16 protein-coding genes are annotated in these 11,981 nt (G+C 51.3%); 8 read left to right on the forward strand and 8 right to left on the reverse strand.

Translation table 11 applies throughout. The features are described 5' to 3' along the window. The first annotated feature begins 66 nt into the window (after positions 1-66). The 7 genes from VV088_RS12610 to VV088_RS12640 all read left to right on the forward strand — a co-directional run bounded on the left by VV088_RS12610 (position 67) and on the right by VV088_RS12640 (position 5,168). Positions 67-360, forward strand: a complete 294-nt coding sequence (locus VV088_RS12610) for an LPD11 domain-containing protein (protein WP_334601063.1) — start codon at positions 67-69, stop codon at positions 358-360. Positions 361-387: 27 nt separating this feature from the next. Then, a complete protein-coding gene (locus tag VV088_RS12615; RefSeq protein ID WP_334601064.1) occupies positions 388-1,794 on the forward strand; it encodes a hypothetical protein in 1,407 nt (468 codons plus the stop codon). Positions 1,795-1,808: 14 nt separating this feature from the next. Continuing rightward, on the forward strand, positions 1,809-2,846 hold the full coding sequence (locus VV088_RS12620; protein ID WP_334601065.1) for a hypothetical protein: 1,038 nt from the start codon (positions 1,809-1,811) through the stop codon (positions 2,844-2,846). 115 nt (positions 2,847-2,961) lie between these two features. Next, entirely contained in the window at positions 2,962-3,279 is a 318-nt protein-coding gene (locus VV088_RS12625; protein ID WP_334601066.1) for a type II toxin-antitoxin system RelB/DinJ family antitoxin, read from the forward strand. Further along, the gene (locus VV088_RS12630) at positions 3,276-3,698 is read left to right on the forward strand and encodes a putative toxin-antitoxin system toxin component, PIN family (protein WP_334601067.1); all 423 of its coding nucleotides are present in this window, start codon (positions 3,276-3,278) and stop codon (positions 3,696-3,698) included. The genes VV088_RS12625 and VV088_RS12630 overlap by 4 nt, the downstream gene beginning before the upstream one ends. 148 nt (positions 3,699-3,846) lie before the next feature. Further along, a complete protein-coding gene (locus VV088_RS12635) occupies positions 3,847-4,761 on the forward strand; it encodes a ParM/StbA family protein (RefSeq protein WP_334601068.1) in 915 nt (304 codons plus the stop codon). A 5-nt stretch (positions 4,762-4,766) separates the two neighbouring features. Then, a complete protein-coding gene (locus VV088_RS12640; protein WP_334601069.1) occupies positions 4,767-5,168 on the forward strand; it encodes a hypothetical protein in 402 nt (133 codons plus the stop codon). Between the two features lie 39 nt (positions 5,169-5,207). Here the strand turns inward: VV088_RS12640 and VV088_RS12645 are convergent, their stop codons facing one another. Continuing rightward, the gene (locus VV088_RS12645; RefSeq protein WP_334601070.1) at positions 5,208-5,540 is read right to left on the reverse strand and encodes a helix-turn-helix domain-containing protein; all 333 of its coding nucleotides are present in this window, start codon (positions 5,538-5,540) and stop codon (positions 5,208-5,210) included. 123 nt (positions 5,541-5,663) lie between these two features. Between VV088_RS12645 and VV088_RS12650 the strand changes: the two genes are divergently transcribed. After that, positions 5,664-6,200 carry an SLOG family protein gene (locus tag VV088_RS12650; protein ID WP_334601071.1) on the forward strand — a complete coding sequence of 179 codons (537 nt, stop codon included), beginning with the start codon at positions 5,664-5,666 and terminating at the stop codon, positions 6,198-6,200. A gap of 102 nt (positions 6,201-6,302) precedes the next feature. Here the strand turns inward: VV088_RS12650 and VV088_RS12655 are convergent, their stop codons facing one another. The 7 genes from VV088_RS12655 to VV088_RS12685 all read right to left on the reverse strand — a co-directional run bounded on the left by VV088_RS12655 (position 6,303) and on the right by VV088_RS12685 (position 11,972). After that, complete coding sequence (locus VV088_RS12655; protein ID WP_334601072.1) at positions 6,303-6,740, reverse strand: winged helix-turn-helix domain-containing protein; 438 nt, start codon at positions 6,738-6,740, stop codon at positions 6,303-6,305. A 315-nt stretch (positions 6,741-7,055) separates the two neighbouring features. Continuing rightward, a complete protein-coding gene (locus tag VV088_RS12660) occupies positions 7,056-8,486 on the reverse strand; it encodes a hypothetical protein (protein ID WP_334601073.1) in 1,431 nt (476 codons plus the stop codon). 96 nt (positions 8,487-8,582) lie between these two features. After that, a complete protein-coding gene (locus VV088_RS12665) occupies positions 8,583-9,164 on the reverse strand; it encodes a hypothetical protein (protein ID WP_334601074.1) in 582 nt (193 codons plus the stop codon). 27 nt (positions 9,165-9,191) lie between these two features. After that, the gene (locus VV088_RS12670) at positions 9,192-9,752 is read right to left on the reverse strand and encodes a hypothetical protein (RefSeq protein WP_334601075.1); all 561 of its coding nucleotides are present in this window, start codon (positions 9,750-9,752) and stop codon (positions 9,192-9,194) included. A gap of 31 nt (positions 9,753-9,783) precedes the next feature. After that, entirely contained in the window at positions 9,784-10,431 is a 648-nt protein-coding gene (locus VV088_RS12675; protein WP_334601076.1) for a hypothetical protein, read from the reverse strand. A 17-nt stretch (positions 10,432-10,448) separates the two neighbouring features. Then, positions 10,449-11,300, reverse strand: a complete 852-nt coding sequence (locus VV088_RS12680; RefSeq protein ID WP_334601077.1) for a hypothetical protein — start codon at positions 11,298-11,300, stop codon at positions 10,449-10,451. A gap of 21 nt (positions 11,301-11,321) precedes the next feature. Further along, a complete protein-coding gene (locus tag VV088_RS12685) occupies positions 11,322-11,972 on the reverse strand; it encodes a hypothetical protein (RefSeq protein WP_334601078.1) in 651 nt (216 codons plus the stop codon). Between the last annotated feature and the right edge of the window lie 9 nt (positions 11,973-11,981).

Raw genomic sequence — 11,981 nt, forward strand, 5'->3', positions numbered from 1 at the left:
GCGGGAGGGAATGGTATGGTTCCCTCCCGCTTCTCCAGCAATAATATTTTATCAGATGGAGGTGTGATGACCATAAATCAGTACGAACAGTACATCCATAAAAAAGGCTGGGATGACCGGTTCCGGTATATGCTGCTGGATCGGATGCGCAGCGACTGCGACTATTTTCTTGGGAACGGGCAAATCTACGGTAATCATCTGTGGGCCGGAAACGTGGCAGACCAGATCGGATACATGAAGGCCCTGTGGGAGAGCTTCCTGGCGGACGGAAAGCCCGAATGGCTGACTATGGAGCAGATTTTGAATTATGAGAAGGAAATGCTTGCTCTGCTGACAGCAAAAAGCGGAAGCAAGGACTAAATACTTAAAATAGAAAGGATACTCAAAATGGATTCTTTGACAGCTGCTTTTTATGACGTGATGTACCAGTACCGTCTCCCCTTCAGCCCGGAGGGCGTGGCGGCCAATTTGACCGCATGGCGGGAGAATAAAACGCCTCTGGTGGAATTATTGCGCCAGCACCCTAACTGGAATGAGCAGGAGCTGGCTATTGTCTTTGACTTCGCGGAGAGCCGGGAGATCGACCACAACTCCGTGGACGAGAACAAATTTGAGATGATGATGCTCGCCCATGATGCCGGCCTGGACGACATCAATCTGTCCGATTTCCAAGCTGCGCTGGATGCGGCCACAGCGGATTACGCTACGGTTCCGGATGTGAGCCGTTTGGAAACCATTCGGACACGGGGCCATATCAAGTGCGCCGAGGGCCAAAAGGCCAGCCGAATCATCAACCGGCTCTGCTGCAAGTTTGGCCTGGACCAATATCAGGTTGAGCGGGTGCAGGGAGAGCATGGGGACAACCCCACCACTGTGATGGTCAAGCCCTACAATGCGATTTTTGCCCGGCTGGCGGATTCCTTGAATCCTGTCCAGATTCCCAAGACCGGTATTTTGTCCGTCCATCCCTGCGACTTTTTGGAGATGTCCAGCCAGAAAAACAGCTGGCACTCCTGCCATTGCCTCTCGGACGGCGGTTGGCGCGCTGGCTGTCAGTCCTATATGGGTGATGGAGTCAGTATGATTTTCTTCACTGTAGATAATGACATCAGAGGCAATTTCTATCGCGCTCCCCGCCTGACAAGGCAGATTTTCTGCTATAAAAACGGCCTGCTGCTTCAGTCCAGGCTGTACCCTGGGAACGAAGATAATATTCGGAAGCTGTACCGCGAACTTGTGCAGCGGGCGATCTCCCAATGTATCGGGGCGCCTAATCTTTGGAAAACCAAGATGGAGTTGGGTGAGATCCAGCCGTATTGGATAACGCCGGAAGAATCCATGCACTACCGCGACTACAATAACGGTTATGCGGCTCTGTCCTTTTTGGGAGGGACAGAAAACTATGGACAGCTGGTGATTGGCTCCCAATCGCGCTGCGTTATCTGCGGCAACGTTCATTCGAATCGCAATTCCCTGAGATGCAGGGAGTGTTCTTCTGTGGTGGTCTGTAAGGAGTGCGGGCGTGTTGTTCCGACTGACGAGGCTCACTACATGGAAGAAGCCTTTTTCTGCCGGGACTGCGTAACGCGATGTGAGATGTGCGGCTCCTGGATACGAGGTGCTGATATCCATCAGGCCATCAGCAGGAACGGGCGCATCGTCCGCCTTTGCGAACACTGCCATACGTCCGCAACTGGAAGCTGCGGCCTGTGCAGCAGCCGGGAAATCTGCCAGATCATTAACGCCGGGCGCTTTTGCCCGCATGTGGAATACGCCGCGGCAGCCGCCGCGTGATGGGAGGTACAGAAATGGGTCAACAGGTTTTACAGGGTCGGCTCCATACCTTGGAGTTTGAGCAGATCTTTCAGCTTTCCCAGGGCAATTTGAAAGAAGCCCTGGTAGGTGAGCTGAAGGCGCTGGGTTATAAGCCTAAATCCCGAAAGGGGTATCTCTATGCCTCCGGCGAGCTGCCGGTCATGCTGATCGCCCACATGGACACCGTTCACCGCCAGCTGGTGCAGCATATCTGCTACACCGAGGATGGCCGTGTGATGATGTCTCCGGAGGGCATCGGCGGGGATGACAGGGCCGGGGTCTACATGATCCTGCGGATTTTGCAGGGGGCCAAATGCCACGTCCTGTTCTGTGAGGACGAGGAAATTGGCGGCCAGGGCGCCCGGAAATTTGAACGCTCCAGTATCCGCCCGGAGGTCAATTACCTGATTGAACTGGACCGGCATGGTGGGAATGACGCAGTATTCTACGGCTGCAACAACCGGGAGTTTATCAAATTTATCTGCGGTTTCGGTTTTGAGGAAGCCCGGGGAAGTTTCAGCGACATCTCCGTTGTTGCCCCGCACCTGGATGTCGCCGCAGTCAATATCAGTGCTGGTTACTACAACGAACACCGCCAGCATGAGTATGTGCGGTTGGATCAGATGGAAGAAAATATCTCCCGGGTTCGGGAAATCGTTCTGACCAGCACGGAGCGTTTTGCTTACAGGGGGTTGTACTCCAGTCCCTCGACCGGAGGCTTTTGGGGCGAGGAGCTGACCTTATGGAATATGCGGTTCAGCTCCCGGAAGGAACCGAAGCCGCTGATGGAACTGTCGGATAACGCCCGCCTGATGATGGGAAGCCATGAGATGGGCGGCGGAAGATCCCACTATATCGACAGAAAGGGGAATGTGTACCTCTATTTGCACGAACTGGGTGCTGCGGTGCTGATCGACGGCGCCTGCGCATATTCCGACACTGGGGAGCCGCTGTCCTTTGACAGCAGGCTCGCTCAGGACACCCGTATCATGGAGTATGATGAGGCAATGGAACTGCTTCGCGCCGGATAAAATAGCATCGGGGGCCGTCACTTTTGTGGCGGCTCCCTTTTTTGTTGACATTTAAAAGACAACGTAGTATAATTGTAGTACAGATGAGGTCTGAATTGATGAAGGAGGAACTGATATGGCGACATCTGTTATGCAGGTCAGAGTGGACGATGAATTGAAGGCTCAGGCTGCCGCTATCTATGAGGACTTGGGCATTGACCTCTCCACGGCGATCAGAATGTTTTTGAAGCGGACTGTGATCCAGAATGGTATCCCGTTCAGCATGACCCTCCCAAGGAGGGATTATAAGGCGGACAGGGCCGTAAGAGCCATGTATAGCCTTGGTGAAGCGGCCAAAGAGAACGGAACCGCTGATATGACACTGGAAGAGATCAACGCCGAGATTTCCGCCGCAAGGGCCGAAAGGGCAGCCGCCAGCGAGGAGCACGGATGAAATATTACGTCGTCATAGATACCAACGTACTCGTATCCGCGCTGATGAAACCGGAATCTATTCCGGGAGTTATTTTGGAAGAGGCGCTGAGCGGAAGGATCATGCCGCTCCTGAACGGCGAAATCCTGGATGAATACGAAGAAGTTTTGAGCCGCCGGAAATTCAAATTTGACCATCGTGACATCCGTGTTGCGATTGATGGGCTGGTTCGACGGGCGCTGTTCGTTGATGCCGGGCCAGTGGATGCGTATATTCCCGACCCCAAGGATGTTGTATTTTATGCAGTGACCATGGAAAAGCGAAATGAAAGCGATGAAGAAGCATATCTCGTTACCGGCAATCAGAAGCATTTCCCAATCAGGCCGTTTGTGGTCACTCCAAGACAGATGATTGATATTCTTAATGAGGGCGACAGTTAAGCACCAAAAGCAGCAGGTCTATCATCAATCAGGTATCTATCGCTTAATCGGCGGCGGATACCTGATTTTATTTTGGGAAACCCTATAAAAGCTGTTGAAGTTATACGCATCCGAATCGTATAAGAGTAGTATAAGGAGGCGAAAGTCTATGTTAATATCCGTGGATCATGGGAATAAGCTGATCAAAGTCCTGCATCACGCTCCGTTTACATCCGGCTTGCAGGAGAGTGATACACCGCCCTTCGGAGGCGAGACGCTGAAATACCAGGGGAAATACTACACTCTCTCGGAGAAACGTATCCCCTACCACCGGGACAAAACAGAGGATGACCGATTCTGGATTTTGACGCTGTTTGCCATAGCCTATGAAATTGAGGCTGTGGGCGGCTACTCTCAAAACATCATCCGCATCCAGTTGGCGGTAGGACTGCCCCCGGCCCACTACGGCGCACAATGCGAGGCGTTTACCACGTATTTTACCAACCGGGGCGCTGTCAAATTTGAGTTCAAGGGCCGGACCTATTCCATCTATATCGAAAAGGCGCTGTGCTTCCCTCAGTCCTATGCCGCCGCCTCGACAATTCTCAGCTCCATCCGCACGATTCCCAAGGCCCTTATCCTGGATCTGGGGGGCTTTACGGCGGACTATCTGCGGATACAAAACGGAGCCGGAGATCTGTCCGTCTGCGATTCTCTGGAGAATGGCATTATTTCTTTTTACAACAAGGTCATTTCCAGGATAAACTCTGACCAGAATATTCTTCTGGAGGAAAATGAGATTGACGCCATCCTGGAAGGAAAGGTGGGCCATGTTCCGCCCGCCGTGGCAGATGCCGTAGAACAGCAGGCACAGGACTTCATCAACGACCTGTTCAGTACGCTTCGGGAGCGGGGATTGGAGCTGAAATCCGGCGTTGTGGTCTTTGTCGGCGGCGGCTCCATCCGGCTGCGCCGTCAGATCGAGGCATCCGGCAAGGTTGGAAAGGCTCTGTTCGTTGATGACATCCAGGCCAATGCCAAGGGCTTTGAGAAGCTGTATCAGTACACGGTAAATGGCAGGTGATCGTGATGTCGGCCTTCGAGAAAAAAGACCCCGGCAAATTTACAGTACGGTTCAACATGGCAGACCCCCAGCAGAAGGCCGTGATCGACCTTCTAAACCAGCAGGGACGCTATAAGGCACAATTTCTTACCAGCGCAATCCTGCACTATGTCCATTGTTCTGAAACGCCGGATATACGGAGCGCGGCGGCGGTGGATAGCACAGAGATTGAGCGCATCGTCCGCCATGTCCTTGCCCAGCAGCAGACAGCCGCTCCTCCGGCCTTGCGGCAGGGCGGACAGGAACCAGGAGAAGCGACCGTCCCCTGGGAAGAACCAGGAGGCTCACCGCCCGGAACCGGCGCCTCTACAGAAGACGCTGACAAAGAGGCTATTCTGCAAACCCTGGACGCCTTCCGAAAACAATAAAATGAGGCATGGCAAGCTGGAGATACAGCTGGTCATGCCTCACTTTTCGCCGGGTGCAACCGCAGTCAGGAAACTGTTGATAATATCCTCCAGGCAGCGATGCTGCTCTGGGGACAGCTGGGATATTTTTGCGTTCAAGGCGGAAAAATCAACAGGGGGCGTATTTCCAAACAACAAATAGTCCGCACTGATTTCCAACACGCCGCAGACACCAATAATCGTATCTGCCCGCATAGCCTTTTTCCCCAATTCGGCATGTGAAATTGTCTGTGCGGAGACATTGGCCTTTTCAGCCAGGGCGTCTTGTGTCAGGCCCTTTTTCTTTCGCTGGGCGCAGAGCCGATGACCTATTTCTAACAGCTTTGTGTCCATTCGCCTCCTCCTCTCCCTACTTTAGTTCTATCATATCAACTTTGTTGCAAATTATTAACAGAACAAAGTTGAATACTATAAACTTTAGTATTACAATAGAGCTGTTTCAAAGGAGGATTGATTATGGAGTCATGCGCTGTCGTCGGGCCAAAACCGACCAGATTCAAATTTGGATACAAAGAAGAGAACTCATTGTGTCGGAAAATCAAAAAAGCTATGCTGCGGCAGTTCCGGAGATTGTATCGAAAAAAGGGAGTCCAACGATTTTATATCGGTGGTGCCATTGGTGTCAATCTTTGGGCTGGTGAGTTACTGCTGAAGCTGAAAGAGGAGCCTGGATATGAGGATCTGGAGCTGGTCGTGGTGCTACCTTTCCCGAACCATGACGCCAAGTGGGACATCCGAAGCCGAAAACGGCTGGAATACCTGCTCCGGCACAGCACGGAGCATCTGACCGTCGGCACAGGTGACTGCCGGGAGAGCTATATCAACCAGAACCGCTATCTGGTGGATCATGCACAGTATCTTGTTGCTGTGAGCGAGGAACACGAGGAGCAGAAAACCGGGTCATTCCAGGTAACGGCGTATGCACGGGAGAATGGGCTGGAGATTATCTATATCAATCCAGATACAGCTGAGGTAAATGACGTGCTAAAGTAAAGGAAAATTTATATTTGTGCATACAAAAGTGAAAGACTGAGCGACCTGATAGAAGGCGCTCAGTCTTTCTATTGCACGTTTGTCTAAATCTGCCCAAATAAGTCAAGCAACAAACTTATAGCCACTGTTCACTACCGTTCTGATGTGACCATGTGTAGGGTCATCAGGGTTCAGTTTCTTCCGAATTTGACTAATCACATTGGTTACAGCAGCATCGCTATCCCCCTCTGCTTCCTGCCAGACCGCCTCATAGATTTGCTGCTTGCTGAATACCCAACCTGGATGCCTCGCCAAGTAGCAGAGGGTAAAAAATTCGTAGTGACTCATTGGAATGAGAACTCCGGCCTTATAGACTGCCTGCTCCTGCAGGTGAATTTCCATGTCACCGAAGGTCATCACAGAGGACCCCCTATTGCCGTCGTACTCTGTAATCCCAGATAGTTCTGTGAACTGAAAATTTGCTTTCCCTGATAGCAGACTGAAAATGTCTTGCAAAATAGGTTCTTCTGACTCGCCCATTTCAAGTATTAGGATGCGCATATTTTGTACCCCCGTAGTATGTTATCCATTGCTTTACTGGTGAGCGTATTGTAAAACTCAAATGTCACAGAAATGTCCGAGCACTCCCAAAATTCGACATAAAAATCGGCTGAATTGTTACAATGGACGGACATTTCAAAATCTTGTCAGAAAATGGGCGAGGTATCTGTCTAAATACCGATCCGATTCTGCTCAATAGGGAACAGCTCAGTTTGCGGTATGCCCACAATAAGAGCGCACCGCCAGGAGCGCGAACAGCGGGATCTCAATGATGCAGGCTCCGATCATGGCATAGGGGGCCAGATAACCAGTCTGCTATGCTTTTACATCAACACCGGCGACCTCGCCGCCGATTAAGCCGCTCTGGAAGTCCGCCCAGTCTTTCAGATATTTCTGGAATGTACTATCGGAGCTTTCATAGGCCCCAAAATGGCTGGCACCCTTGCCAAAGAAGTTTGTCCAGTAGGAAACGCTGTTCTGATGCCGATAAGCCCCAGCAGACTGGGCGGACGCTTTCGCCGCACCGTATTCCGCTCCCTTGATAAGCGCCTGCATCGCATCGCCGCTGTCACGGTAGTGCTGCATGGTTTGGTTATATACATTCCATACCATGTTGCGGTCAAGTGCCGCAAAACCGGCCTGATCTCCCACACCAACTCCCACCTTGCGGCTTGCGCTCAACTGACTGTCCAGCCGATCAAGGAATGATTTCATAAATCCGTCCGCGGTCTTTTGCAGTAAATCAGCCATTGTACCGCTGATACTGCTGCTGTTCCGCAGCGTGTCAGCTTTCATGGCAATCATGGAGAAGTCCAAACCGATCCGCGCCTCGTCCATCGTATAGACGTTGGTGTTGTTGGGCTTTTCCATCGCAGAAAGAGCGGACACATACTGCCCCAAAGCGTTTACATCATTCAGCGTATATGGAGCATCCGCAGATTTAGCCGGGGAATTTACAGGGGTGCTTGCGCTCCCACGCAGGACGGAGGCCACATAAGCATCGTCATTCAGCAGCCATTGATCCTGCGTCCCCCTTAGGCCCTCCAAGGTGGAATTGTCGGCCAGCCCCTTGCGGTATTCCTCAATTTTTGATCCCACGCCGCTGACTATGGAGGCATAGATTTTTTCCCTTTCCCCGTTTACGCCGTTTTCTTCCAAAAACGAGCCAACAATGCCTGAATAGCCGTCTGCAATCTCACCCAGGGCGCTCTGATACAATTCGTCCAGCTTCTTTAACTGTTCCGCCTGTGTGTCGCCGGTGGTGGTGCTTTTGATCTTGTCCTCAACAGCCACATACCGGGAGGCCAGATAGTCCACCTTCCGGCTGAAATCGTCTGCTCCGATGGTATAGGCGGCAGCATCAGCGTCAAAGCCGATACCCCTTAAATCAGATGTCAGCCCGCTCCAGTCAACCTCTTTTTGGATGCCGCTGGTTTGGAGCTGCTTTTCAAATTCTCTCAAAACCTCGGCGCTGGGGTTCGGGTCTTGCAGCTTTACTTTACCGCCGTTCATATAGTCGTAGAGATTGAAAGAGCCTTGCTTGTTCCACTGCTTCATAATAGCGTCCTCTTTGGTATAATCGTTGTCGGACGCACACAGGGACCTCTTGAGTAGATTTTTCTGAATGGAATAGAAATCTGTCCCCTCCTGCTTCGCAGCAGTTGATCCTGAAGATAGCTGGGTCAGCCGGGACGATTGTACTGCGGCATAGTTCGTTGCCGCTGATACGCCGGAAATGTTCATCATACCGTCCTCCTATGAATTGATTGAAAACGGAGTTTACTCCGCACCGTTGCCAACACTCTGTTTGATGTAATCCAAATCCTATTACACAGCCTTGTATTAAGCGCGAATATTTACCGATGTTGCAACAGACGGGGCCGGTTGAGAAGATTGCATTTCTACGCGGGCCTCTCGATACGCCTGTAAGTACACCGAGGCCGACTCGCCAAAAAATTCATGCTCTGCCTTGGTCTGTATATCCGTCCAGCCTCCGCCGAGGCTGTTGTAGCTTGCGATATTCTCACCGTTAGGAGCGAAAATTTCCGCAGCCTGCTGGACTGAACTGATTTTCAGATTTGCGGAGCAGCCTCCCGACAGTTTTTCCAGCATCTTTTCCAATGCCTGCAACATCGGGTGCGGTTCTTTCAATGCTGCCTGGATAGCAGACATTACCTGGTTTTTCGGCCCGGAGCGGTCAGGGGAAACATATTGCTTCATGTGTGCAAGCCGCATTTGGGTAAAGCCCTCCGACATATAAACGCCCTTCTTGGCATCTTCTTTTGCGTATGCTTTTATCCGCTCAATAAAACTGTCGGACATAGCACCCTTTGCGGCTTTTTCGGTTCCCTGGCTTTTAGAGCTTTTTTCTCCTTTGACGGCCACAGCATAATTCGTTGCCGCTGATATGCCGGAAATGTTCATGATACTGCCCTCCTTGTTGAGAGAATTTTATTCTCCCTTGTCCCGGCACTTACCTATCTGTTCAAAAGCCTCCAGGAGACGTTGATATGAGCCAGACATAGAATCGCAAATTTCTTTTCCTTTTCCATCTTTGTCTTGCGAATACGAAAAATCTTTGCAATACTGAGCGCAAGCCCGGAGAAGTTTTGTAAAGTCGCCTTTTTCCTTGCCAAAAGGCCACGCCTCCAGTCCGGGGTCTTCGGATGCTCCAATCGTCAACCCGGAGGGTCCATTATATGGAACCGCGCCGCCAAAGCCAACGCTAAAATCTTGGGAAGAAATAACGCCAGAATCCCGTAAATCTTTAAGTAAATTTCCGTATTCGTCGCGGGTCATGTTCTTGACATCATATTTCTTTGCCAGAGAAGTCGCCATTTCATCCGTCAATTTTGTCGTTTCCGGCTTTACCTTGTATTTTCCATCACCCGAAATGTAAGTGTCTGCACTCCGCCCATAGCGTGCGGCTGGATAATTTGACTTCGCATTTTGCAGCCCCGTCATCGCCAAATTTATATTCTGAGAACTTACCCTTTGAAAACCCGTAATCATAATTCCACCTCATCCTGTAATGGTTATACTCTCAGGCACGAACATCGAAAGTCGCAGTTTCCCCTTCGCAAGCCACTGGTGGTTTCTGCGCTCCATTCTTAATCTCCGCACGCGCCGCATTCCAAGCTTGCATATAAACATCAGTAGAATCCCTAAGAAACTGATTTTCCGCCCTGGTAGGTAAATTCATCCAACCACCGTTGCTGGTATTATAGTGCGCAATTTCTTCCCCATCGGGCGAATATACCGTAGCAACCTGGTTTTCGGGGGTACTATGAAGGTCCCCGGAACAGCCGCCAGCCAGCCCGCTGAAAGATTTCACAATACGCTCTGGTCTTCCTTTGCCTTTGAGGTGTGCTAACATCCTGTCGAGAAATTCCAAAGTGGGGTCTTCTCCTTTGTGCGCTTTCTCCGCCTTTTGCAGTTCCTGCGTCATCTGTGCAATCGGAGCAGAACGGTCAGGAGAAACATACTTGCCCATCTGTGCAAAACGGAGGTCTATTGCCTCTTGGCTCATGCCACCACCTTTTTGAGCATCTCGCCGCGCTAACTCCTGGAGTTTCTTAACAAAATCATCCGTCATTGCATTTTTAGACGCTTCAACCGCCTTTTTCTTGATGATAGGTGTTTCTCCCCACCTGGCGGCCTCCCGAAGACTATTTACTCCGCCAATTTGCATACTATACGATCTCCTTTCTATTCCGCGCTGCCAATGCTCTTTTTGAACGTGTTCCAAATATCGTCATAAATGGACTGGAACAACGATTCTCGTTGAACAGCGCCGGTGTCCGCTGTCTCCCAATCTTCAAAGTGAATTTCTTCCCCCTCCTCTACGCAGTCCCGCCGCTTCAACTCGGCCAGGATGCTGGAGGCCCCCTTTTGGAACGTGGACGTTATGCCATGGGCGGAGGAAAGAGCGCGGTCAATTTCACCGTAAATATCGTCTGTGGAGGTGTCGATCTGCCAATGGGTATCATTCTCGCCGTTCCCCGCCCACTCTGCGGCCATGCTGTAAGCCTTGCCCATGTAGCCCTCCTGGGTGGGGTTGTGATCCGATACCCGGTTCAGCTCCGCCGCGCCCTGCTGCATAAACTGTTCACGCGCCGCCCTGGTTGCGTCCAGCAGCTTGGAAACGTCCTCCAGCTTCATCTGCTCCGGCAAAGCCTTGTTGCCGTCCAGCATATCCTGATATTCTTGAATGGTTTGGTCGAAGGCGGAGAGCTGATCCCGGTATTCCATCAAAGACGCTTCATGCTGCTGGCTCAAATATGCGCCCACTTTACACTGGTTTAAGTAGAAGTGCAGCAGGCCCTCCGGCATTTCCTCCAGAGGGGAATTTTTCTTGCCCTCCGTGGCCTCCGCCGACAGCTCCAACGTATCAAACCGGGTTTTCATATCCTTTGCCTGATTTTTCGCGTTCAGCAGATTTTCGGACAGCCGGTGCAGCGTGTCATTGATCGGCGGCTGAACAAGTTTCTGCCCCAGCGGTTTATTCTGCTGGAAGATGCTGTTTTGGTGAAAAAGATTTGCAAAGTTTGTTACATTCATTTTATACGCCTCGTTTCTGCCCTACGCCTTTACATCAAAACTTGCAGACGCATCCCCGCTCACCGCCGGAGCTGCTGTCTGCTTGGCGGCGGCTATTTCCGCCTCAGCCGCCTTGTACGCCTCGCGGTAAATATGATTAGATTCATACTGAAATCGAGTTTCGTCTTTTGTGGGAACATCAAACCAACCGCAAGAGTCACGATAGCCCGCGATCATTTCTCCATTTCTATCATAGATTTCAGCCGTAGTCCCAAACATAGGCCCGTGGAATACTTTGGCAGTACAGAGACTGTCTAACAAATCCAAGAGATTTGCTCCAGTATGCCAGACACGTTTAGGATCGTTGATTGCGGCGGACACTTGGGAAGTGGGTTTTGCCCGATCCGGGGAAACAAACTGCTTCATGTGAGCATCCCGCATGGCCGAAAAGCCGGTACGCTGCTTGCTATCATACCCGTCCATGTAACGGCCTTTTGCGGGATCAGCGCGGGCCTGCGCTTTGATCTGCTCAACATACTCGTCAGACAAGGCGCCGCTGACTTTCTTGCTGATTGGCTCAAATAGGCCGTCCTCGCTGACGGATATTTTGGATGCTGGGCAGTTGGCAGTTCTGCCGGTAGCTCTATAAGAGCCATAAGAATTGAAAGCGCCGGGAATACCGTTGATTGTCATAATCGCTCC

The organism is Lawsonibacter sp. JLR.KK007 (assembly GCF_036941135.1).
GTDB lineage: Bacteria > Bacillota > Clostridia > Oscillospirales > Oscillospiraceae > Lawsonibacter.